General features: G+C 71.0%; 24 protein-coding genes. 15 read left to right on the plus strand and 9 right to left on the minus strand.

What is annotated here, in order from left to right; translation table 11 throughout:
- Window positions 1-324: 324 nt before the first annotated feature.
- Window positions 325-741: an MmcQ/YjbR family DNA-binding protein gene (locus CFK41_RS10870; protein WP_096799670.1), complete on the plus strand. Its 417-nt coding sequence runs from the start codon at window positions 325-327 to the stop codon at window positions 739-741.
- Here the strand turns inward: CFK41_RS10870 and CFK41_RS10875 are convergent.
- The 4 genes from CFK41_RS10875 to CFK41_RS10890 form a co-directional block, all read right to left on the minus strand.
- Window positions 732-1,439: a DNA alkylation repair protein gene (locus tag CFK41_RS10875; protein WP_096799671.1), complete on the minus strand. Its 708-nt coding sequence runs from the start codon at window positions 1,437-1,439 to the stop codon at window positions 732-734. The two genes, CFK41_RS10870 and CFK41_RS10875, sit on opposite strands and share 10 nt — an antisense overlap.
- Before the next feature lie 28 nt (window positions 1,440-1,467).
- On the minus strand, window positions 1,468-2,043 hold the full coding sequence (locus CFK41_RS10880) for an AAA family ATPase (RefSeq protein WP_096799672.1): 576 nt from the start codon (window positions 2,041-2,043) through the stop codon (window positions 1,468-1,470).
- A 113-nt stretch (window positions 2,044-2,156) separates the two neighbouring features.
- Window positions 2,157-3,413, minus strand: a complete 1,257-nt coding sequence (gene fmdA / locus CFK41_RS10885; protein WP_096799673.1) for a formamidase — start codon at window positions 3,411-3,413, stop codon at window positions 2,157-2,159.
- 57 nt (window positions 3,414-3,470) lie between these two features.
- Window positions 3,471-3,758 (minus strand): FmdB family zinc ribbon protein, encoded by a 288-nt coding sequence (locus tag CFK41_RS10890; RefSeq protein WP_096799674.1) that lies wholly within the window; start codon window positions 3,756-3,758, stop codon window positions 3,471-3,473.
- 122 nt (window positions 3,759-3,880) lie between these two features.
- Here CFK41_RS10890 and CFK41_RS10895 point away from each other — a divergent pair, with 122 nt between their 5' ends.
- Window positions 3,881-4,240, plus strand: coding sequence for an HIT domain-containing protein (locus CFK41_RS10895; protein WP_096799675.1), 360 nt, complete (start codon window positions 3,881-3,883; stop codon window positions 4,238-4,240).
- Here the strand turns inward: CFK41_RS10895 and CFK41_RS10900 are convergent.
- Window positions 4,235-4,708 (minus strand): GNAT family N-acetyltransferase, encoded by a 474-nt coding sequence (locus tag CFK41_RS10900; protein ID WP_096799676.1) that lies wholly within the window; start codon window positions 4,706-4,708, stop codon window positions 4,235-4,237. The two genes, CFK41_RS10895 and CFK41_RS10900, sit on opposite strands and share 6 nt — an antisense overlap.
- A gap of 52 nt (window positions 4,709-4,760) precedes the next feature.
- Here CFK41_RS10900 and CFK41_RS10905 point away from each other — a divergent pair, with 52 nt between their 5' ends.
- From CFK41_RS10905 to CFK41_RS10935, 7 genes are all read left to right on the plus strand, one after another.
- Entirely contained in the window at window positions 4,761-5,579 is an 819-nt protein-coding gene (locus CFK41_RS10905) for a spermidine synthase (protein ID WP_096801047.1), read from the plus strand.
- Window positions 5,580-5,669: 90 nt separating this feature from the next.
- Complete coding sequence (locus CFK41_RS10910) at window positions 5,670-6,317, plus strand: DUF6318 family protein (protein WP_096799677.1); 648 nt, start codon at window positions 5,670-5,672, stop codon at window positions 6,315-6,317.
- A 145-nt stretch (window positions 6,318-6,462) separates the two neighbouring features.
- Window positions 6,463-7,362: a PKD domain-containing protein gene (locus CFK41_RS18160; RefSeq protein WP_227873048.1), complete on the plus strand. Its 900-nt coding sequence runs from the start codon at window positions 6,463-6,465 to the stop codon at window positions 7,360-7,362.
- Window positions 7,363-7,608: 246 nt separating this feature from the next.
- Entirely contained in the window at window positions 7,609-8,325 is a 717-nt protein-coding gene (locus tag CFK41_RS10920) for a GntR family transcriptional regulator (protein WP_096799678.1), read from the plus strand.
- Window positions 8,322-9,839 carry an MmgE/PrpD family protein gene (locus tag CFK41_RS10925; protein WP_096799679.1) on the plus strand — a complete coding sequence of 506 codons (1,518 nt, stop codon included), beginning with the start codon at window positions 8,322-8,324 and terminating at the stop codon, window positions 9,837-9,839. Before CFK41_RS10920 ends, CFK41_RS10925 begins: the two co-directional genes overlap by 4 nt.
- Window positions 9,839-10,819 carry a methylisocitrate lyase gene (gene prpB / locus CFK41_RS10930; RefSeq protein WP_096799680.1) on the plus strand — a complete coding sequence of 327 codons (981 nt, stop codon included), beginning with the start codon at window positions 9,839-9,841 and terminating at the stop codon, window positions 10,817-10,819. The genes CFK41_RS10925 and prpB overlap by 1 nt, the downstream gene beginning before the upstream one ends.
- Window positions 10,800-11,960, plus strand: a complete 1,161-nt coding sequence (locus CFK41_RS10935) for a bifunctional 2-methylcitrate synthase/citrate synthase (RefSeq protein ID WP_096799681.1) — start codon at window positions 10,800-10,802, stop codon at window positions 11,958-11,960. The genes prpB and CFK41_RS10935 overlap by 20 nt, the downstream gene beginning before the upstream one ends.
- Before the next feature lie 24 nt (window positions 11,961-11,984).
- Here the strand turns inward: CFK41_RS10935 and CFK41_RS10940 are convergent, their stop codons facing one another.
- Window positions 11,985-12,764, minus strand: a complete 780-nt coding sequence (locus CFK41_RS10940; protein ID WP_096799682.1) for a FadR/GntR family transcriptional regulator — start codon at window positions 12,762-12,764, stop codon at window positions 11,985-11,987.
- Window positions 12,765-12,923: 159 nt separating this feature from the next.
- Between CFK41_RS10940 and CFK41_RS10945 the strand changes: the two genes are divergently transcribed.
- Both CFK41_RS10945 and ilvD read left to right on the plus strand, forming a co-directional pair.
- On the plus strand, window positions 12,924-14,189 hold the full coding sequence (locus CFK41_RS10945) for an alpha-hydroxy acid oxidase (RefSeq protein WP_096799683.1): 1,266 nt from the start codon (window positions 12,924-12,926) through the stop codon (window positions 14,187-14,189).
- 41 nt (window positions 14,190-14,230) lie between these two features.
- The gene (ilvD, locus tag CFK41_RS10950) at window positions 14,231-15,970 is read left to right on the plus strand and encodes a dihydroxy-acid dehydratase (protein WP_096799684.1); all 1,740 of its coding nucleotides are present in this window, start codon (window positions 14,231-14,233) and stop codon (window positions 15,968-15,970) included.
- Here the strand turns inward: ilvD and CFK41_RS10955 are convergent.
- Window positions 15,924-16,352: a DUF6463 family protein gene (locus tag CFK41_RS10955; protein WP_227873049.1), complete on the minus strand. Its 429-nt coding sequence runs from the start codon at window positions 16,350-16,352 to the stop codon at window positions 15,924-15,926. The two genes, ilvD and CFK41_RS10955, sit on opposite strands and share 47 nt — an antisense overlap.
- An 87-nt stretch (window positions 16,353-16,439) precedes the next feature.
- Window positions 16,440-17,027: a class I SAM-dependent methyltransferase gene (locus CFK41_RS10960; protein WP_096799685.1), complete on the minus strand. Its 588-nt coding sequence runs from the start codon at window positions 17,025-17,027 to the stop codon at window positions 16,440-16,442.
- A 34-nt stretch (window positions 17,028-17,061) separates the two neighbouring features.
- On the opposite strand from CFK41_RS10960, the gene CFK41_RS10965 reads away from it, so the two are divergent.
- Together CFK41_RS10965 and CFK41_RS10970 are read left to right on the plus strand one after the other, a co-directional pair.
- Window positions 17,062-17,838, plus strand: coding sequence for a phosphotransferase (locus tag CFK41_RS10965; RefSeq protein ID WP_096799686.1), 777 nt, complete (start codon window positions 17,062-17,064; stop codon window positions 17,836-17,838).
- 46 nt (window positions 17,839-17,884) lie between these two features.
- Complete coding sequence (locus CFK41_RS10970; protein ID WP_096799687.1) at window positions 17,885-18,217, plus strand: hypothetical protein; 333 nt, start codon at window positions 17,885-17,887, stop codon at window positions 18,215-18,217.
- Here CFK41_RS10970 and CFK41_RS10975 read toward each other — a convergent pair.
- Window positions 18,204-18,926: a TetR/AcrR family transcriptional regulator gene (locus CFK41_RS10975; protein ID WP_096799688.1), complete on the minus strand. Its 723-nt coding sequence runs from the start codon at window positions 18,924-18,926 to the stop codon at window positions 18,204-18,206. The two genes, CFK41_RS10970 and CFK41_RS10975, sit on opposite strands and share 14 nt — an antisense overlap.
- Window positions 18,927-19,035: 109 nt before the next feature.
- Here CFK41_RS10975 and CFK41_RS10980 point away from each other — a divergent pair, with 109 nt between their 5' ends.
- Window positions 19,036-20,022, plus strand: a complete 987-nt coding sequence (locus tag CFK41_RS10980; RefSeq protein WP_096799689.1) for an NAD-dependent epimerase/dehydratase family protein — start codon at window positions 19,036-19,038, stop codon at window positions 20,020-20,022.
- Between the two features lie 54 nt (window positions 20,023-20,076).
- On the plus strand, window positions 20,077-20,493 hold the full coding sequence (locus tag CFK41_RS10985) for an SRPBCC family protein (RefSeq protein ID WP_096799690.1): 417 nt from the start codon (window positions 20,077-20,079) through the stop codon (window positions 20,491-20,493).
- The last annotated feature ends 33 nt before the right edge of the window (window positions 20,494-20,526 follow it).

The raw sequence follows: 20,526 nt of genomic DNA on the forward strand, positions 1-20,526 counted from the left end.
TGCCTGCCTTTCTGCGACGGATGCGCCGCACGGGATCTTCGCTGCCGACCAGCGGTCGACGGCAAGACTTGAGCTGTACGGACTCAAGTAGAGAACGCCGGATCGACATTGTCAATCTGAGGATCACTGAACTTGAGCACACCTGACTCAACTTCGATCCGGCCAGGTTCATTCCCGGTGCGGCAGGTCGTGACGGAGGGCACATCCGCGCCGGTCCGGGGAGCCGCCCCGCCCCCCCCCCCCCCCCCCCGTCACCCCGATGCCGCAGAATGCTGTCGACCGATGATCACTCCGAACCGACGATCGACACCGAGGAGCGTCACGATGGACGGCATCACCCTGCAGGACATCGCCCGCGCCCGCGCCGAGGAGCTGCCCGCCGCGGCGATCACCCATCCGTTCGGGCCGGACTACGACGTGGCGAAGGTGCTCGGGAAGATGTTCCTGCTGCTCACCGAGGTGCACGGAGTCCCCAAGGTGGTGCTGAAGGCCGAGCCGCACGACGCCGAGGCGCTCCGCTCGATCCACGCGGACATCACTCCCGGGTATCACATGAACAAGCGTCACTGGATCACGCTCGAGCCGGACGGGAGCCTCGACGAGGAGTTCGTGCGAGAGCTGGTGACCGACTCCTACCTGCTGGTGGTCGAGGGACTGCCCCGGGCGCAGCGGCCTGTTGAGCCCGCATCCTTCCTGGCCGCCGAGTCCGCTCCCGATGGCGGGGACGCGTCTCAGGCCTGATCGGCGCGGCGCACCATCTCGTCGATCCAGATCGGCGCGAACGGCGAGGTGCAGTTCGGCGGCGTCGGGTAGTCCTTGAGCACCTCGAGCCGTTCACCGATCGCGCGGGCGCGCTCCCGGAGCACGGGGTTCGTGATCCCGATCTGGGCGAGGCACTCGTTCATCGCCCACTGGAGCGGCTCCGGGGAGGTCTTCATCTCTGCCTCGATCTGGTCCAGCAGGGCGGCCTGGTCGATGCCGTCGGGCGTCTTCACGACGCGCTGGCTGGTCAGCGCCCAGCCCGCGCTCGCGACGGCCGGGTCGACGTCCCCGAACCACTCCTCGCGGAGGGCCTCCCGATGCCGGGACTTCTTGACCAGGATGCTCAGCAGCCAGTCCCGGACCTTCGGAGTGGGTGCCGCGCGCAGCATCCGGTCGAGCTCGTCCGGGCCGAAGTGCGAGGGCCGGGAGACGAGGATCGCGAGGAGCTTCGGGGTGGAGTCCTCGGCGCTCGCATCCCACAGGTCGCGGGCGAGGTCCGGGCGGGCGCCGAGCCGCTTCCCGATCGCCCGCAGCGCGCCGAGGTTCACGGCGTGATCGTCGCCGTGGCGGAGGTTGATCTCACGGACCCTGGGGTCGGCGAGCTGGTCCAGCTCGGAGAGCAGCGCCTGCATCTCGTCGGCGGGCGCGGCGTCCTGCGCTGTGGCGTTCGTGGTCATCGTGCTCCTCCGCGGTCCGACGGCCAGCTTATCGAGCAGTTCGGCGACTGTCGTCCTGTGCCCCGGGCAGGAGCGACTCGAGCTCGGCGAGCATGTCCTGCAGCGGCCGGGAGGCGTCGAGTCGCCGCGCGTGCGGTCGCCGGGCGAGCAGCTGCTCGAGGGAGGCGACCAGGTCCTCGGCATCCTCCGGGCCGACGAAGCGGTCGTTGGCGGTCTGCTCGGGCCGGTCCGGCGCGCGGCGCCGGGCCATCAGCCGCTCGGCCAGTGTGGGCACGTCGAGCACGAGGGCGGTTTCGACGAAGCGGGCTCCGCACTGCTCGGCGAGGGCTTCGAGCTCGACGAGGAAGGGTGTGCGGGCGAGATACTGCCCGATCACCACGTCGTGACCGTCGTCCAGGTGCGCGCGGGCCAGGGCGAGCGCGAGCCGGCGGGCCTGCAGCCCGGAGGCGTGCAGGTCCCGGTCCCAGTCTCCGAGGGAGTGCTTGAGGGTGTCGATGTCCAGTGCCAGGGCGAGCGGGCGGCGGGCCGCGGCACGGGCCGCGAGGGTGGACTTGCCGCTGCCCGGGGCGCCGTTGAGCAGCAGGAGGATCGGCCGTGCGGTCATCGCGTTTCCCTCGTCACTGGTGCGGTCGTGCGCCCGCCCGTCATGCACCGCGCCCGTCGGCCGAGTGCGGGCCCCGTGGCGCAGAAACGCCACAGGGCCCGTTCCCGGTCGGTTCAGCCCACGCTCGCGCGGGGTGCTCCGATGCCCGGATCGATCGTCGGCACCTCGCCGCTGCCGGGGCGGATGTCGATGTCGAAGATGTCCAGCGGAAGATACACCGTGGCGCAGGCGTTGGGGATGTCGACCACACCGGAGAACCGCCCCTCGATCGGCGCAGCGGCGAGCAGGAGGTAGGCCTGCTCCTTGGCCCAGCCGAAGGTGGAGAGGTAGTCGATCGCGTGCAGGCACGCCCGCTGATAGGCCAGATGCGAGTCGAGGTAGCGCTGCTCGCCGTCGAGCGTCACCGAGGTGCCGGAGAAGGACAGCCAGCGGCTGTGCTGCGGCGCGGTGTCCCCCGGCATGAAGATCGCGTTCTCGGAGACGTTGTACTTCTCCATCCCGCCGGGGATGACGTCGACGTGGACGTCGATGAAGCCGCCCATCTCGATGCCGCCGCAGAAGGTGATCTCGCCGTCGCCCTGGCTGAAGTGCAGGTCGCCCACGGAGAAGTTCGCCCCGTCCACGAACACCGGGTAGAAGATCCGGGTGCCCTTGGTGAGGTTCTTGATGTCCTGGTTGCCGCCGTTCTCCCGCGGCGGGGCGGTGCGGGCGGCCTCCCCCGCGACCCGGTCACGATCCGCCTCGCCGACCCCTCCCAGGACCGCCCCGTCGGGCTCCGGAGGCAGGGCGAGCGCCGGCACACGATCCGGCTCGGTGGCGATCAGCGCCGCCTCGCGGGAGTTCCATCTCTTCAGGAGCTCCGGCGAGGGGGCGGTGCCCATCAGGCCCGGGTGGATCATTCCGGTGAACTCCACGCCCGGGACGTGGCGGGAGGTGGCGCGGTCGCCGCGGAAGTCCCAGATCGCCTTGTACGCGTCGGGGAACTCGTCGGTGAGGAAGCTGCCGCCGTTGCGCTTGGCGAAGATGCCGGTGTAGCCCCAGCCCTGGCCGGCCAGAGGCCCGGAGTCCTCCTGCGGGATGGGGCCGACGTCGAGGATGTCCACGATCAGCAGATCCCCGGGCTTGGCCCCTTCGATGCGGAACGGGCCGGAGAGGGTGTGGACGGTGTGCAGGGGCGCGCTGGCGATGTCCTCGGCGGAGTCGTCGTTCTTGATGTAGCCGTCGAACCATTCGCGGCAGTCCACACGGAAGGTGTCGCCGGGCTTGACGCTGACCGCCGGAGGGATGTCCGGGTGCCAGCGGTTGTGACCGAGGATCTTCTGCTCGGTGAAGGGCTTCGCGGAGTCGAGAGGGAACACGTTCTGGGGCATGCTTCTCCTTCCACAGCGACGGGCCCATCGGCCGGGCCCGCCAGGTTCATCGCCGCCTCAGGGGCGCGGCAGCATGGCATGGCGCGGGTCGTGGGTGGTGCGCGCACCCCCACGCCCGGGCCTTCCCGGGACCCGGTCCACGACGCCGGGCTCGTGGGCGCTCGCGGCGGTGGAGTCCAGGAGCCTCCCGGCCGGGGTGCCGAGGGCGCTGAGACGGGGGGCGCTGATCCGGCGCCGGGCCGCCGCGCCGCAGCGGGGGCAGGTGAGGTCTTCGTCGCGGGCGCTCATCGGCACGGAGCGCTCGTACTCGTGTGCGCTCTCGCAGCGGAACTCGTAGATCGGCATCGCCGCCTCCTCGTCGCCTGCAGGACATCTCGGGATGACCTCACCATAGAGCGCCCTCTCTCGGCGCGCAGAGGAATCAGGGGGAACCGACCCGTCGGTCGTCGACCAGGGATACTGCCCGCATGCGCCCAGCCCTGACCCGCTATCGCGGCACCGACTTCTACTGCGATGTGGCGATCCCGGACCCTGCCGCGCTCGAAGTGGTCCATGAGGACGAACGCGTGCTCGCCTTCCACCACACCCGACCGTTCTGGCAGGTGCACCTCGTGGTCGTGCCGAAGCGCCATATCGCCTCGCTCACGGCGGCAGGCCCGGAGGACGCCGAGGATCTCCGCGCCGTGCTGGCGACGGTGACCGACGTGGCGCGGCAGGTCGAGCGAGAGCACGGCGCGGCGGCGGTGCTCACGAACCTCGGCGAGTACCAGGACTCGAAGCACCTCCACGTCCATGTGCACTCCGGGCCCCGCCTGCGCAGCTCATAGAGGCAGCTTCATCCCCACGTGGCTGGGGGAATAGCCGAGCCGCTCATAGAAGCGCTGCGCGTCCGCTCGGGCGGTATCGGTGGTGAGCTGCGCCAGGGTCGCGCCGTGCTCGCGGCCCCAGCGATGCGCCCAGGTGAACAGGGCGGTGCCGAGCCCGCTGCCGCGTGCGGTGGCCCCGACCCTCACCGCCTCGATCTGGAGGCGGGTGGCGCCGCCGCGGGACAGCGAGGGCATGAGGGTGAGCTGCATGGTCGCGACCACCGCCGCCTGCTCGTCCCTCACCGCCAGGAGCAGTTGGTTCGGGTCCTCATCGATGCGCGCGAACGCCTCGCGGTACGGGGCCGGGTCCGCGCTCTCCCGCTCGCGGCCCAGCACGTCGTCGGCCAGGAGGGCGACCAGAGCGGGGACGTCCTCCTCGACGGCACGGTCGATGCTGAAGCGGCGATCTGCGAGGGTGAGCGTGTCCATGCCCCCAGTGTTCCAGGCCCGATCGGCGCACCGCATCGCCGACAATGGCTCCATGGCCACCCACGACTTCCTTCCCGGCGCGCAGCGCAGCGCCCAGCTGAGCTTCTCCGACCAGCCCGCCTGGATCGTGAAGGACGAGGTCTCCGGAGGGTGGGTCCTGCAGATCGGCGGGGTCGAGCAGTCCCATGTCGATCTCGAGGACCCCACGCACGTCGTGCACGAGTACCTCCGACGGATGGCCAACGTGCTGGACGAGGCATGGCCGGGCGGACAGCCGCTGCGCATCGCCCACCTGGGGGCCGGGGCCCTGACGCTGGCCCGCTACGTGCAGGCGACGAGGCCGGGCTCGGCGCAGCTGGTCGTCGAGATCGAGCGGGAGCTGCCCACCCTGGTCACCACGGCGCTGCCGATGCCCGAGGGCACCGATCTGGAGGTCGTGATCGGGGACGCCCGCGAGGAGCTCGTCGCGATGGAGGGCAGGCGCTTCGACGCGATCGTGCTCGATGTGTTCTCCGGCGAGGAGTCCCCCGCGCACCTGGCCACGAAGGACTTCTACCTCGAGGCGATCTCGCACCTGGAGGTCGACGGGCTGCTGCTGGTCAACGTCGGCGACGACGCCGGCCAGCGCTTCCTCGGCGCACAGGTGCGAGAGCTCGAGGACGCCGCCGCCGAGGCGGGGCTCTCCGGCGTGTGGACGCTGACGCTCGCGTCGCTTCTGACCGCTCCGGCCGACGGGAACATGGTGCTCGTGGTGGGCGGGGCGCTCTCCTCCCCTGAGGTGGAGACCTGGCGGAAGGCCTGGCAGGCGGCCGGGCCGCATCCCGGCGCCGTGCTCGATCCGATGGAGACCGCTACGGCGTTCCGCCGCTGAAGTTGTCCACAATCCAGCGAACCGATGGCGCGGCTGTGCGTTCCCTGGATACCGTGGCGGTGATCTGACGCACTCCCGGAAGAGTTCTCCATGCACCGTCGCCTCCTCAGCGCCGCCGCGACCGGCGCCCTCCTGCTCGGCCTCGCGGCATGCGGAGAGACCACAGAAGGCCCCGTCACCACTCCTCCGCCGGACCTCGGCGTCGAGGCTCCGAGCGATGGCGGAGGCGACTCGCCGACAGCGAGCGACGGCGGCGGAGAGTCCGAGGAGCCGACGGCCGAAGCGCCGGACATCCCCGCGCCGGACCCCGCCGACTTCGCCGGGATGGACGAGCACACGGCGGAGGGGGCGGAACAGGCTTTCAAGTACTACATCGCGGTGTCAATGTGGGCGCACCAGACCGGTGACGACTCAGTGTCCAACGACCTGACTTCTCAGAATTGCGATACCTGCTCCTCATTCATGGAGACCTTTCGCGAGCTCCAGGACCACAACGACACGTGGGGTGAGTTCTCGCTAAATGACGCCTCTCTAGAGGCGCACAAATCCGAGAACTTTGACTTCGAAGTTGCCTACGACTTCACCACAACTCCACATGAACGACCAAAGGATGATTTTTCTGGACGCGTCAATGTTGGCGAGCTTGAGTACAGCACCGTGGGAGGCATGACCTGGACTGAGGACCATTGGAAGCTCGAGGCCATCAGTGCCGAATGGGGTGACGATGTACTCGGCTAGAAGACCCGCGCTTGCGCGGACAGCTTTCGCTTTAATGGTGCTTCTGGTTGTTCCGTCAATCCTCTTCGCGTCGCCAGCGTTTGGCGACCAGACCAGCGGGTCAATCAAAGATAAAGAACTCAAGATTGAAACCCTTAGTGAAAAAATGGCAAAACAACTTGCCAACACCGATATCGACACCAGTGGGAGAAATTCTGCACAGGGCGAGAAGGCTCCCTTCAGCTACATCTGGGTTCCCGCATCACAGTTCACCGGATGCGGTGCCGACCTGAACACGGGCGGCGCCTCCTGGTCCTGCACCCCGCATGCAGATTCGTGCGAGGCCGGCAGCGGGAGCCGGATCGCCGGAGAGGGGGATGCCCTGGTGATCGGAGCGACCACCGGGCCCCGTCGTCCCGTCGAAGGCGTCACCCAGCGCGGCACCCGCGTCGACAACAAGACCGGGGATCGCATTGACCTCGGAGTCCGCTGCGCCCGTCCTGGAACCCCTGAGGCCGCCGAAGCTGCACCCGTGGTCATCACCGTGACCCGCGAGGACTTCGCCAAGATGCCCGTCAAACCCCTCCAGGCCAACGCCGGCCCCCAGGACGGATGGCTGCCGGTGAACATGGTCAACGTCCTCTACACCGAGCCCACCACTCAGGAGCTGTCGGTCGAACTCCTCGACACCCCGGTCGCCATCCGAGCCACCCCGGCCTCCTATCACTGGGACCTCGGTGACGGGAACACGATCACCACCAGCGACCCCGGCAAGCCGTACCCGGCCGAGGTCGTCACCTCCACGTACACCCAGGAGGGCTGGTACGACATCACGCTCACCACCACCTTCTCCGGACAGTTCTCCGTCGCCGGCGGCGAGTGGCAGGACATCGACGGCACCATCGAGGTCGCCTCCGACCCCGTTCCGATCTTCTCCAAGTCCCTCGAGTCCCGACTCGTCAACGGCGACGTGCCCATCGACGAGGATGAGGATCCCTGGGTCCCCGAGCGCGCCCCGGACACCGAAGGCCCCAAGGACCCCGAGGCCCGACACCGCAACATCTGACCGAGCACAGGGCATGGCTCCAGACACGGACCTGGGTCACCAATCAGGACTCCCCTCGGCTCGGCAGGAGTTCCGGGTGACGAAGATGGGGCTACCGGGACGCCATTCCCCCATCTTTGTTGCACCGACGCCAGGGCAGCAGCTCGATCGGCATACCTGTTCCCGATCTGTATACACACCTGCCGCGATCATCCCGGATGATGGCTTGAACGCCGAATCTTGACCATCTCTGTATACACTCCACCCATGCGAGCCAGCGACCGTGCCTACGTGACGCTCCGTGAGGAGATCGTCGACGGCGACCTGCTCCCCGGCGCCCTGCTCGGCGAGGTCGAGCAGTCGATGCGCCTCGGGATCTCCCGCACCCCGCTGCGCGAGGCTCTCTCCCGCCTCATCGCAGACGGGCTCGCCGAGCCGTCCAGAGGGCGAGGCATCGTGGTCTCCGCCGTGTCCCTCGACGCGGCTCCCCACCTCTTCGACCTCCGCCTCGCCCTCGAGACGCTCGCCGCCCGTCGCGCCGCGGAGCGCGCCGCCGAGCCCCATGACGGCGCGGCGCTGCGCGAGAGTTTCGCGACCCTCGCCATCCGCTTCGACGAGGCGACCGCCGATCTCGCCGCCGGCGTCGACCCCACCGACTACTACACCCTGACCGCTGACCTCGATGCGGCCCTCGATGCGGCCTGCGGCAATCCCTTCCTCGCCGACTCCCTGGCGGGCCTGCGCCTGCACCTGGGACGATTGCGCCGACTGGCCCGCCACTCCCCCGACCGCCTCGCCGCCTCCGCCCGGGAGCACGCCGCGATCGCCCGGGCCATCGCCCTCGGGGACCCCGACCTCGCCGCCGCCACCACGACCGTCCACCTCCACCAGGCCCTCGCCCACCTGCGAGGCCCGGTCGAGGACCACCCAGCGTCCGCGCCGACCAGCTCTTCGACCTCGACCACCCAGGAGACCGCTTCATGATCGACAACGACGTCCGCGTCCACCGCTCCGACGAGAACCTGTCCCGCGAGGACCAGCTGGCCTGGAAGATGGCCGAGGTCGCCGTCGACCCCGTCGAGATCGACAACGACGTCGAGGAGATGATCATCAACCGGATCATCGACAACGCCTCCGTCGCCCTCGCCTCCCTGAACCGCGCCCCGATCGTCTCGGCCCGAGCCCAGGCGCTCGGCCACCCCGTCTCCACCGGCGGCTCCGGGGCCAGCATCACCGGCGTGGAGCAGAGGACCTCCCCCGAGTGGGCGGCGTGGGCCAACGGCGTCGCCGTGCGCGAGCTGGACTACCACGACACCTTCCTCGCCGCGGACTACTCCCACCCCGGCGACAACATCCCCCCGATCCTCGCCGTCGCCGAGCACACCGGCCGCTCGGGCCAGGACCTGATCCGCGGCATCGCCACCGGCTACGAGCTGCAGGTGGACCTGGTCCGCGCGATCTGCCTGCACGAGCACAAGATCGATCACGTCGCCCACCTCGGCCCGTCGGCCGCCGCCGGCATCGGCACCCTGCTGGGACTGGACACCGAGACGGTGTTCCAGGCGATCGGCCAGGCCCTCCACACAACCACCGCCACCCGCCAGTCCCGCAAGGGCGAGATCTCCACCTGGAAGGCGCACGCCCCGGCCTTCGCCGGCAAGCTCGCCGTCGAGGCGGCGGACCGTGCGATGCGCGGCCAGACCTCCCCCGTCCCGATCTACGAGGGAGAGGACGGCGTGATCGCCTGGCTGCTCGACGGCCCGGATGCCCGGTACACGGTGCCGCTGCCCGCCCTCGGCGAGGCGAAGCGCTCGATCCTGGACACCTACACCAAGGAGCACTCGGCCGAGTACCAGGCGCAGGCCTGGATCGACCTGGCCCGCAAGCTCCACACCGAGCACCCCGAGGCGACCGATCCCGCGAACGTCGCCTCGGTCCTGATCCGCACCTCCCATCACACGCACTACGTGATCGGCTCCGGCGCGAACGACCCGCAGAAGTACGACCCGACGGCGTCCCGCGAGACCCTCGACCACTCGATCCCGTACATCTTCACCGTCGCCCTCCAGGACGGATCCTGGCATCACGTGGACTCCTACGCCCCCGAGCGCGCCGCCCGGGCGGACACCGTCGCCCTGTGGCACAAGGTGACCACGGAGGAGGACCCGGAGTGGACCCGCCGGTACCACTCCCTGGATCTGTCGGAGAAGGCGTTCGGCGGCGCGGTGGTCATCACCCTCACCGACGGCACCGTCATAGAGGACAGCATCGCCGTGGCCGACGCCCACCCGCTCGGGGCACGGCCCTTCGCCCGGCAGCAGTACGAGCACAAGTTCCGCACCCTCGCCGAGGGCGTGGTCGACGCAGCCGAGATCGACCGCTTCCTCGAGGCCGCCTCCCATCTCGCGGAGCTGCCCGCCGGCGAGCTGGGCCGGCTGAACATCCAGGCGGCACCGGGTGTGATCGACCCGTCGGCCGCCCCGAAGGGACTGTTCTGATGCTGAGCGCCACGAGGACCCCCGCGCAGAAGCGGCAGGACCTGCGCGCGCTGCTCACCCCGGGCGCGGCCCAGCCGTTCCCCGGTGCCTTCACCCCGCTCTCGGCGAAGCTCATCGAGGAAAAGGGCTTCCCCGGGATGTACATCTCCGGCGCCGTGATCGCGAACGAGCTGGGCCTGCCGGACATCGGCCTGACCACCCTGACCGAGGTCGCCCAGCGCGGCGCCCAGATCGCCCGTGCCACCGATCTGCCGTGCCTGATCGACGCCGACACCGGCTTCGGCGAGCCGATGAACGTGGCCCGCACGATCCAGGAGCTGGAGGACGCGGGCCTGGCCGGATGCCACATCGAGGATCAGGTCAATCCCAAGCGCTGCGGCCACCTCGACGGCAAGACGATGGTGGACCTGCCCACCGCCGTCCAGCGCATCGGCGCCGCGGTCGACGGCCGACGGGACCCCGACTTCCTGGTCATGGCCCGCACCGACCTGCGGGCGACCGACGGCCTGGACGCCGCGATCGACCGCATGAAGGCGCTGGTCGACGCGGGCGCCGACGCGATCTTCCCCGAGGCGCTGAAGGACCTCTCGGAGTTCGAGCAGGTCTGCGCCGCCCTGGACGTGCCGGTGCTGGCGAACATGACCGAGTTCGGGAAGTCCGCCCTGTTCACCCGCGAGCAGCTCGCCGGGACCGGGGTGGCGATGGTGATCTACCCCGTCACCCTGCTGCGGGCCGCGATGGGAGCCGCCGAGCGGGTGCTGGACACGATCCTCGAGGCCGGCACCCAGGAATCCCAGGTTCCCGAGATGCTCACTCGCGCTCGACTCTACGAGCTGGTGGACTATGAGTCCTACAACCGCTTCGACTCCTCGGTCTTCGCCATGGACGTCCCCGGCGCGCACCCGAGCAGCCCCGAGATCAGCACCACCACGACACCGACGTCGACGCAAGGAGCGAGCCATGAGCCCCGAGACCAGTGACATCCGCAAGGGCCTGAACGGTGTCGTAGCCGACGTCACCGCCATCTCCAAGGTCAATCCAGAGACCAACTCCCTGCTCTACCGCGGCTACCCGGTGCCGCAGCTGGCCGCGACCCAGCCGATCGAGGCGGTCGCGCACCTGCTGTGGACCGGCGAGCTGCCGAGCCCCGAGCAGCTCACCGAGGCGACCGCCCACGAGCGATCCCACCGTGCGCTCGCGCCGGAGGTGAAGGCAACGATCGACGCCCTGCCGGTCACCTGCCATCCCATGGACACCGTGCGCACCGCGGTCTCGCTGCTCGGCGCGCTGGACCCGGCCGCGGAGGACTCCTCCCCGGAAGTCGAGCTGGAGAAGGCGAAGCGCCTCTTCGCCCAGCTCCCCGCCGTGATCGCCTACGAGCAGCGCCGCCGCACGGCGGGCGGTCCGACCGAGCCGATCCCGCCGCGCGAGGACCTGGACTACTCCCAGAACTTCCTGTGGATGACCGTCGGCGAGGAGGCCGCCCCTGCAGTGGTCGATGCCTTCCGGATCTCGATGGTGCTGTACGCCGAGCACTCCTTCAACGCCTCCACCTTCACCGCCCGGGTCATCACCTCGACCCTGTCGGACCTGCACTCCGCGGTCACCGGCGCGATCGGCGCGCTGAAGGGATCGCTGCACGGCGGGGCGAACGAAGCCGTCATGCACACCTTCGACGAGCTCGGCATCCGCCCCGAGGAGTCCGAGGCCGAGGCGAAGGACCGGGCCAGGGCCTGGATGGAGGACGCCCTCGCGCAGAAGAAGAAGGTGATGGGATTCGGGCACCGCGTCTACAAGAACGGCGACTCCCGAGTGCCCACCATGAAGCAGGCGATGGACTCCCTGATCGAGCACTACGGCCGGCCCGAGATCCTGGGCCTCTACAACGGGCTGGAGCTCGCGATGGAGGAGGCCAAGGGGATCAAGCCGAACCTCGACTACCCCGCCGGCCCCACCTATCACCTGATGGGCTTCGACACCGAGCTGTTCACCCCGTTGTTCATCGCCGCGCGGGTCACGGGCTGGACCGCGCACGTCATGGAGCAGCGCGCGGCGAACGCGCTGATCCGCCCGCTGGCGGCCTACGACGGCCCCGACGAGCGCCCGGTGCCCGGCGCCTGAGATCCGCCTCCGACCTGATCCCTCTCAGTCCGTCGAGAGGTCGGGCAGCAGCGCCATGGCGGTGCGGATGTGCTCGGAGCTCAGCGCCGCGGCATCCTCCGCGCGGCCCTCGGTGATCGCCCGATGGATCTCGTGGTGCTGCGTGCGGAGGGCGGCGACGACGTCCTCCCAGTCCGCGACCTCGGTGAGGGCCTCGAGGATCGGGGCCCTCAGGGAGGCGCGGATCGCCTCCGTGAGGTCGGAGAACAGCGCATTGCCGCCCGCTCGCGCGATCGCGACGTGGAAGGCGGTGTCGGCGTCGTTGAAGGCCTCCCGGCTCACCGCGGGATCGTCCATCACGGCCAGGAGCCGCTCGAGCTCGGCGCGGTCCTGGGCGTCGGCCCGCTCGGCGGCGAGCGCGGCGCTGGCGTGCTCCAGCAGCGTCCGCGTCTCGAGCACCTCGGCGATGCGGAAGTTCGACAGCGCCACGTGCAGACGGAGGAACTGCGCCAGGGCGGCGCTGGGCAGCGAGGCCACGAAGGTGCCGGCACCGCGCCCGGACCCGACCTCGGAGCGCAGCACGCCGTGGGCCTCGAGCACCCGGATCGCCTCGCGCACCGCGGCTCGGCTCACCTGGAGCCGGGAGGCGAGCTCGCGCTCCGGCGGCAGGAGGTCGCCGACGGTCAGGGTGCCGGTCATGATCCGCTCCTCGATCGCGTCGATCACCAGCTGGTGGGTGCTGCTGCGGGAGACGGGCGTCCAGGCCGCCTCGGCGCCTCGCGCCCGCTGCGGTCGGACCTCATCGTGGTTCGTCAGGTCGGCCATGGCGCAGTTGTAGCACAGGAGCGTCCGCCGCATCCCCGACCGCCTTGCCCTCCCGCGCGGTGCGGCGTAACATTTCCGCTGGTCATCTGTGGTCCGACCACATGATGGTCAACCCCACTCAGTCGATCACTCCGCCCGACCCTCCCGAAGGAGCCCCCTGTGGTCCAGCGCCAGGTCCCCCGTCCCGCCGAGCTCCTCGAGCTCATGAGGTTCCGCCGCATCGATCTGGACGGGCGGCGCCGGCGGCTCTCCTCGGCGCTGTCGATCGACGATCTGCGCACCATCGCGAAGCGCCGCACCCCGGCCGCCGCCTTCGACTACACCGACGGCGCCGCCGAGCGCGAGATCTCGATGGCTCGCTCCGTCCAGGCCTTCGAGGACATCGAGTTCCACCCCTCGATCCTCCGCGACGTCTCGCAGGTGGACACCACCGCCCAGATCCTCGGCGGCAGCTCGGCGCAGCCGTTCGGCATCGCACCCACGGGCTTCACCCGTCTGATGCAGACCGAGGGCGAGGTCGCCGGCGCCGGCGCAGCGGGCGCCGCCGGGATCCCTTTCACCCTCTCCACCCTCGGCACCACCTCGATCGAGGAGGTCCGCGCCGCCAATCCGCTGGGTCGCAACTGGTTCCAGCTCTACGTGATGACGCAGCGCGAGATCTCCTACGGCCTCGTGGAGCGGGCGGCGGCGGCCGGCTACGACACCCTGTTCTTCACCGTCGACACCCCGGTCGCCGGGGCGCGGCTGCGCGACGTCCGCAACGGCTTCTCGATCCCGCCGCAGCTCAGCCTCGGCACGGTGGTCGACGCCATCCCCCGGCCCTGGTGGTGGTGGGACTTCCTGACCACCGCGAAGCTCGAGTTCGCCTCGCTCAGCGAGACCGGCGGCACCGTCGGAGAGCTCCTGAACTCGGCGATGGACCCCAGCATCGATTTCGACGACCTCGCCGAGATCCGGGCGATGTGGCCCGGGAAGCTGGCCGTCAAGGGCGTGCAGACCCTCGAGGACGCCCGGAAGCTCGCCGACCTCGGGGTCGACGCGATCGTCCTGTCCAACCACGGCGGGCGCCAGCTGGACCGCGCCCCCGTGCCCTTCCACCTGCTGCCCGAGGTGGCCCGCGAGGTCGGGGACGACCTCGAGATCATCCTCGACACCGGGATCCGCAGCGGCGCCGACATCGTCGCCGCGATCGCGCTCGGAGCCGACTTCACCCTCATCGGCAGGGCGTACCTCTACGGCCTCATGGCCGGCGGCCGGGAGGGCGTGGACCGGGCGATCGCGATCCTCACGGACGAGGTCGAGCGCACCATGAAGCTGCTGCAGGTCCAGTCCCTGCAGGAGCTCGGGCCGCAGCACGTCACCCAGCTCAGCCGCCTCACGCCGCTCGCGGCGGATTCGCGGGGGCGCCGGGCCGCGCGCCCCTGAGGCCCTTTCCCTGCGCCGGGACCCGGGTCTAGGGTCGATCCATGACCGCCGACGACGCCTCAGCCCCTGCAGCCGACGCCACTTTCTCGGCCCCGGACCTCAAGCCCCGCAGCCGTCAGGTGACCGACGGCCTGGGCGCGACCGTCTCGCGCGGGATGCTGCGCGCGGTCGGCATGGGGGATGCGGACTGGGACAAGCCGCAGATCGGGATCGCGAGCTCCTGGAACGAGATCACGCCGTGCAACCTCTCGCTGGACCGGCTCGCCCGGGCGGCGAAGGAGGGCGTGCACGCCGGCGGCGGCTACCCGCTGCAGTTCGGCACGATCTCGGTCTCCGACGGCATCTCCATGGGGCACGACGGCATGCACTACTCGCTCGTCTCCCGCGATCTGATCGCCGACAGCGTCGAGACCGTGATGAGCGCCGAGCGACTCGACGGCTCCGTGCTGCTGGCCGGCTGCGACAAGTCCCTGCCGGGCATGCTCATGGCCGCCGCCCGGCTCGATCTGGCCTCGGTCTTCGTCTACGCGGGCACGATCATGCCCGGCCGCGTCTCCCTCTCCACCGGCGAGGAGAAGGACGTGACGATCATCGACGGCTTCGAGGCGGTCGGCGCCTGCGCCCGCGGGCTCATGAGCCGTGAGGACGTGGACCGCATCGAGCGCTCCATCTGCCCCGGCGAGGGGGCCTGCGGCGGCTACTACACCGCGAACACCATGGCGAGCGTCGCCGAGGCGATCGGGATGTCGATCCCGGGCTCGGCCACTCCCCCGTCGGCCGACCGCCGCCGCGACGCCGACTCCCGTGCGGCGGGCGAGGCCGTGGTGGGGATGCTGCGCCGCGGGCACACCTCCCACGACATCATGACCAAGGCGGCGTTCGAGAACGCGATCGCGGTGGTCCAGGCCTTCTGCGGCTCCACCAACGCGGTGCTGCACCTGCTGGCGATCGCCCATGAGGCGGACGTGGACCTGACCCTGGACGACTTCGCCCGCATCGGGGCGGAGGTGCCGCACCTCGCGGACCTGAAGCCCTACGGCCGCTACGTCATGAACGACGTCGACCACGTCGGCGGCATCCAGGTGGTCATGAAGACCCTGCTGGACGAGGGCCTGCTGGACGGCGACTGCCTGACCGTCACCGGACGCACGATCGGCGAGAACCTCGAGGTGCTCGCGCCGCGCCCGGCCGACGGGACCGTGCTGCGCACGGCGGCGGCGCCGATCGCCCCCACCGGCGGCATCACGATCCTGCGCGGCTCGATGGCCCCCGAGGGCGCGGTGGTGAAGTCGGCCGGCTTCGAGTCCGACGTCTTCGAGGGCACCGCTCGGGTCTTCGAGCGGGAGCAGCAGGCGCTGGACGCCCTGAACGACGGCACGATCACCCATGGCGACGTGGTGGTGATCCGCTACGAGGGCCCCAAGGGCGGCCCGGGCATGCGCGAGATGCTCGCCATCACCGGCGCGATCAAGGGTGCGGGCCTGGGTAAGGACGTGCTGCTGATGACCGACGGCCGATTCTCCGGCGGCACCACCGGCCTGTGCGTCGGGCACATCGCGCCCGAGGCGGTGGACGGAGGCCCGATCGCCTTCGTGCGCGACGGGGACGGGATCCGCCTGGACGTCGGCTCCGGCGCGCTCGAGCTGCTGGTGGACGAGGCGGAGCTGGCCTCCCGGCGCGAGGGCTGGGAGCCGCTGCCGCCGAAGTTCACCAAGGGCGTCCTGGGCAAGTACGTCAAGCTCGTGCAGTCCGCGTCGACCGGGGCGATCCTCGGCGACTGAGGCGCGCAGCGATCAGCATCCCGGCGGGCACCAGCACGAGCAGGAAGCCGCTCGGACCCACCACCCAGAAGCAGGCGCTCGCCCACAGCGCGAGCACGATGCCGACGACGGCGGGGACGGTGCGCCCGAGACGGCCCTCACGGAGGACCATCAGCCCCAGGAGGGCGCCGGGCGCGACGAACCCGCCGGGCAGGCCCCAGAACTGGGCAGCCTCGTCGGCACCCACCTCGCTGTCGCGGAAGGGCCCTGCGAGCCAGTCGGCCCAGTAGGGGTGGACGGAGAGGACGAGCGTGTGCAGGAGGCAGATCACGAGGATCGTCGCTCCGGCGGCGCGGGTCAGCCGGAGAGCGGCGGAGGTCGGGGACAGGGGTGCTGTGGTCATGGCATCGAGCCTCCCGGGGCCGGGCCCGCCGTGCATCCTCCTGCAGGGTGGGGCCCTTCCCCCGCCCGGGGGATCCGACCCGATCGATCAGCGGCGTCGGGCGCTGATCGCTCCGTGCGGGCGCGATCCGGGGTCCTGGCGCCGCTGGCTGTCGAGTACCTCGAACCCGGCCTGCTCCACGAGCTCGGAGATCAGATCGAGCGGCCAGTGCTGGGCCGGGGCGACGGCGTGGTCGAAGGCCTCCTGGCGCGGACCGTCGAAGAAGCCCATCAGGAGCGCACCGCCCGGGGCGAGCGCGTCATGGAGGGTCGCGAGGGTTTCGGGCACCGCGGACGGCTCCAGGTGGATCAGCGAGTACCAGGCGAGGATCCCTCCCCAGCTCCCGGGCCGCTGTGCGAGGTCCGCGAAGGTGCCGAGCGAGTACGGGATGCCCGGGTGGGCGCGCTGGGCGATCTCGACGAACTCGGGCACCGGATCCATGCCGCGGGCGTCGTGGCCCCGGGCGGCGAGGTGCGCCGTCCAGTGGCCCGGCCCGCAGCCGGCATCCAGCAGCGGACCCCGCACCGTGCCCGCCCAGTCCAGGATCGTCCGCTCGTCCGTCGGGGACATCGCCTCCATGCTCCCCAGCAGGTCCGCGTACTCCTGGGCCCGGGCGGAGTAGGCGGAGAATGTCATGGCGACCAGCCTACGGACTCGCTACGGTGACCGGATGCACCGACCCGAGGAACAGCCGCTGAGCGGCGGCAACGCGACCGAGGGCGTGGTCCGTGCGGGCGACACCGTCCGCAAGCCCTGGGGGCCGACGACCGCCGCCGTCCACGAGCTGATGCGCACCGTCGCCGCCGCCGGCGTGGACGTCCCCGCCCCGCTGGGCAGGGACGAGCAGGGGCGTCAGGTCCAGGAGTTCGTGCCGGGCCCGCTCGCCATGGACTCCCCTCCCCTGACCCCTGTGGAGCTGCGGCGCGTCGGCACGGTGCTGCGCGCGATCCACGACGCCAGCGAGGGCTTCACCCCGTCGGCGCCGACGCCCTGGGAGCCGCTGCTCCCGGTGCCCGGCGGCGGAGAGGATCTGATCTGCCACGGCGACCTCACCCCGTGGAACCTCATCCTCGGGGAGCGGTGGGTGTTCATCGACTGGGACGGGGCGGCACCCAGCACGCGGCTCTGGGACCTCGCGTACTCCGCGCAGGCCTTCACCCTCAACGACCCGTCGGCGCGACCTGCGGAGGCGGCCGCCGATCTCGCCGCCCTGGTCGACGGCTACGGGGCCGATGCCGCGCTCCGCGCGCAGCTGCCGGACGCGATGATCGATCGCACCGAGGCGATGCACACGATGCTGGAATCGGCGCACCGCGAGGGCCGCGAGCCCTGGGGGACGATGTTCGTGGAGGGCCACGGCGCGCACTGGCGCGGGGCCGCGGACTTCGTCACGGAGCACCGGGAGCTGTTCGCGGCGGCGCTGAGCGGGGTCACGGGCCGGGGCTGACCGGGTCGGTCCGTCGTCTGTCGGACCCGGTCGCTAGGTTCGCGGCATGACCACCACAGGACCGGTCCTCGCACACCCCTCGACAGGCGGCACCGCTCAGGTCGAGCGGGAGCAGATCCGCGCCCTCCTGGTGGAGCGGCGTCCGGAGCTCGCCGCTCTGCTGCAGGTGGGCCCGAGCGGCGCCCTGCTCCTGCCCACGACGGCGGGTCGCGGGATCGAGGTGGGGCGGATGCGCCGTCGTGGTCGGTCGCGCTGGGTGGTCGTGGTGCCGGAGGTCGAGGGCGCCCGGATCCGCGAGCCCGCCTCGGTGCACGCCGCCGCACGGGTCGCTGCGGAGGCCTGGGATCAGCGGCGCGGTGCGGCGGTCAGTCCCCGGTGAGGAGCTCGGCGAGCAGCTCGACCTGGGTGGCCAGGATCTGCTCGCCGATGGCGGCCGCATCGGCTCCCAGCTGACGGAACACGTGGGCGCTGATGACGCCGACGAGGCTGCTCCAGGCAGTCACCGCCCGCACCCCGGCCTCCGCCCCCGCGTCGACGGAGAACTGGGCGAGGTGGCTGTCCAGGAGCGCCGCGACCTCCGAGGAGATCTCCAGGTCGCGACGCGGGTCGCCCGCTGATGCCGCCGCGATCTCCAGCACGCGGGCGATGACGCGCGTGCCGTCGGCGTTGGTGGTCTCCGCCGGGGCGTCGTAGCCGCTCACGGGGGTGCCGTAGAGCAGGGTCCAGCGCTCGGGGTGCGCAATCGCCCAGCGGATCATCGCCACGGCGAGCGCGCGGAAGCGTGTGCGCGGGTCCTCTCCGTCCACCGTCGCGAGCGCGGCGTCGACCTCGTCGGCGAGGTCACCGTAGGCGTCGACGATCAGCAGGGTGAGCAGCTCGTCGCGGCTGCTCACGTAGCGATAGACGGCGGAGGAGACCATGCCGAGGCCCCGTGCGATCTCCCGAACGCTCAGCTCCGCCGCTCCGCACTCGGCCAGCTGGGCGTTCCCGAGCTCCACGATGCGGGCCATCGTGCGCTCCCGGGCCTGCGCCCGCGGGGTCGCGGGGCGACCGCTCGCGCTCTCGTCCTGACTGCTCTGCTCGACCATGGCGACATCCTGCCACATTCCGAGAGCAGTGCTCTTGACTCCGAACCGAGAGCGGTGTTCACTGTTTTCATCCACTTCAGAGAGCAGTGCTCACACTTCGGGAGTTCCCATGCATCATCTCGTCATCGGTGAAGGTCAGATCGGCCGTGCGCTCATCGAGCGCGCTCGGGCGGACGGCGACCGCGTCACCATCCTGCGGCGCAGCGAGGTCGCCCCCTCCCCGGGCATCGACCGCGTCGCCGGCGACGTGCTCGACCCGACCGCGCTCGCCGCGGCCCTGACCGGGGTCGACGCGGTCCACGCCGTCTTCCATGCCGCCTACGACGCACGCATCTGGCGACGCGACCTGCCGCCTCGCGAGCTCGCCGTGCTCGACGCGGCCGTCGAGCGCGGGATCCCGGCCCTCTTCCCGGAGTCGATGTACGGCTTCCAGGGCGAGGCCCGGAACCTGGTCGAGGGCGCCGGACCGACGCCGCTGGACGCGAAGGGCGAGGCGCGCATCGCCCTGCTCGAGCAGCGCCGCCGCCACGCCGCGCAAACGATCAGCCTGGTCGCCTCGGACCTCGTGGGCCCGACGGCCGTGGGCACCGGCGCCGCGGTCGCCTCGGCGATGATCATCGAACGCATCGCCGCGGGGCGGCGCCCTGTCGTGGTCGCCGCTGCGGACGCCCCGCACACGCTCACCCATCTCCCCGACCTCGCCGCCGCCATGCTCCATGCGGCCCGGCACGCCGAGCGCCTCGCCCCGAGCGGGGACGCGGTGCTGCATGCCCCGTCGGCCCCTGCCCGCTCGCAGCGCGAGCTGGCCGCCCTCGCCTCGTCGCTCCTGGGACAGCCGGACCGTCGGCCGCTGCGGATCCCGATCCTCGCCCTGCGCGCGCTGTCCGGCGTGAACACCTTCGCCCGGGAGCTGTCCGGCATCTCGCGGATCTGGTCGGAGCCCTGCGTCCTGCAGCCGGGCATCCTCACCACTCAGGAGGGGCTGGAGCCCACGCCCTGGTCCCAGGCCGTGCGCTCCACCGTGGAGCAGGCCGAGGCGGCGCGGACCGGCACCCGCACGACCGAGACCTCCTCGAGCGCCCCGCGCCTCCGATGAGAGAGCGTGCTTCGGGAGAGCGGCGGGTCGCCCGCGCCTGCTAGCGTCCCGCCCATGGACGAGAGCACCGGACCGAGCACCACCCGCCACCTCGACGTCGTCATCGAGCGCCCGTGGCGCGAGGTGTACGAGGTCGCGAGCGATCCGCGCAACCTGCCGCGCTGGGCCGCAGGGCTCGCCGGCGGCGAGGTGAAGCGCGAGGTGACGCAGTGGTCGATGACCTCGCCGATGGGTCGGGTGCTCGTCAGCTTCGTGCCGGAGAACGAGTACGGGGTCGTCGACCACACCGTGACCCTCCCCAGCGGCGAGTCCGTGCTGAACCCCATGCGGGTGCTGGCGCTGGACGAGACCCGCTGCGAGGTGGTCTTCACCCTGCGCCGGGGCTCGATGAGCGAGCAGGAGTTCGCGGAGGACGCCGCAGCGGTCTCGGAAGACCTCGCGACGCTCAAGGAGATCTGCGAGCAGGAATGACCCGATGTCGGGCCAGCCCGACATCCTCTGACC

The sequence above is a fragment of the Brachybacterium ginsengisoli genome (assembly GCF_002407065.1).
In the GTDB taxonomy this organism is placed as follows: Bacteria; Actinomycetota; Actinomycetes; order Actinomycetales; family Dermabacteraceae; genus Brachybacterium; species Brachybacterium ginsengisoli.

Coding starts and splice junctions, on each gene's coding strand:
- CFK41_RS10870 (WP_096799670.1), top strand. CDS start 325: ATGGACGGCATCACCCTGCAGGACATCGCCCGCGCCCGCGCCGAGGAG.
- CFK41_RS10875 (WP_096799671.1), bottom strand. CDS start 1,439: ATGACCACGAACGCCACAGCGCAGGACGCCGCGCCCGCCGACGAGATG.
- CFK41_RS10880 (WP_096799672.1), bottom strand. CDS start 2,043: ATGACCGCACGGCCGATCCTCCTGCTGCTCAACGGCGCCCCGGGCAGC.
- fmdA (WP_096799673.1), bottom strand. CDS start 3,413: ATGCCCCAGAACGTGTTCCCTCTCGACTCCGCGAAGCCCTTCACCGAG.
- CFK41_RS10890 (WP_096799674.1), bottom strand. CDS start 3,758: ATGCCGATCTACGAGTTCCGCTGCGAGAGCGCACACGAGTACGAGCGC.
- CFK41_RS10895 (WP_096799675.1), top strand. CDS start 3,881: ATGCGCCCAGCCCTGACCCGCTATCGCGGCACCGACTTCTACTGCGAT.
- CFK41_RS10900 (WP_096799676.1), bottom strand. CDS start 4,708: ATGGACACGCTCACCCTCGCAGATCGCCGCTTCAGCATCGACCGTGCC.
- CFK41_RS10905 (WP_096801047.1), top strand. CDS start 4,761: ATGGCCACCCACGACTTCCTTCCCGGCGCGCAGCGCAGCGCCCAGCTG.
- CFK41_RS10910 (WP_096799677.1), top strand. CDS start 5,670: ATGCACCGTCGCCTCCTCAGCGCCGCCGCGACCGGCGCCCTCCTGCTC.
- CFK41_RS18160 (WP_227873048.1), top strand. CDS start 6,463: ATGGCAAAACAACTTGCCAACACCGATATCGACACCAGTGGGAGAAAT.
- CFK41_RS10920 (WP_096799678.1), top strand. CDS start 7,609: ATGCGAGCCAGCGACCGTGCCTACGTGACGCTCCGTGAGGAGATCGTC.
- CFK41_RS10925 (WP_096799679.1), top strand. CDS start 8,322: ATGATCGACAACGACGTCCGCGTCCACCGCTCCGACGAGAACCTGTCC.
- prpB (WP_096799680.1), top strand. CDS start 9,839: ATGCTGAGCGCCACGAGGACCCCCGCGCAGAAGCGGCAGGACCTGCGC.
- CFK41_RS10935 (WP_096799681.1), top strand. CDS start 10,800: ATGAGCCCCGAGACCAGTGACATCCGCAAGGGCCTGAACGGTGTCGTA.
- CFK41_RS10940 (WP_096799682.1), bottom strand. CDS start 12,764: ATGGCCGACCTGACGAACCACGATGAGGTCCGACCGCAGCGGGCGCGA.
- ilvD (WP_096799684.1), top strand. CDS start 14,231: ATGACCGCCGACGACGCCTCAGCCCCTGCAGCCGACGCCACTTTCTCG.
- CFK41_RS10955 (WP_227873049.1), bottom strand. CDS start 16,352: ATGACCACAGCACCCCTGTCCCCGACCTCCGCCGCTCTCCGGCTGACC.
- CFK41_RS10960 (WP_096799685.1), bottom strand. CDS start 17,027: ATGACATTCTCCGCCTACTCCGCCCGGGCCCAGGAGTACGCGGACCTG.
- CFK41_RS10965 (WP_096799686.1), top strand. CDS start 17,062: ATGCACCGACCCGAGGAACAGCCGCTGAGCGGCGGCAACGCGACCGAG.
- CFK41_RS10970 (WP_096799687.1), top strand. CDS start 17,885: ATGACCACCACAGGACCGGTCCTCGCACACCCCTCGACAGGCGGCACC.
- CFK41_RS10975 (WP_096799688.1), bottom strand. CDS start 18,926: ATGGTCGAGCAGAGCAGTCAGGACGAGAGCGCGAGCGGTCGCCCCGCG.
- CFK41_RS10980 (WP_096799689.1), top strand. CDS start 19,036: ATGCATCATCTCGTCATCGGTGAAGGTCAGATCGGCCGTGCGCTCATC.
- CFK41_RS10985 (WP_096799690.1), top strand. CDS start 20,077: ATGGACGAGAGCACCGGACCGAGCACCACCCGCCACCTCGACGTCGTC.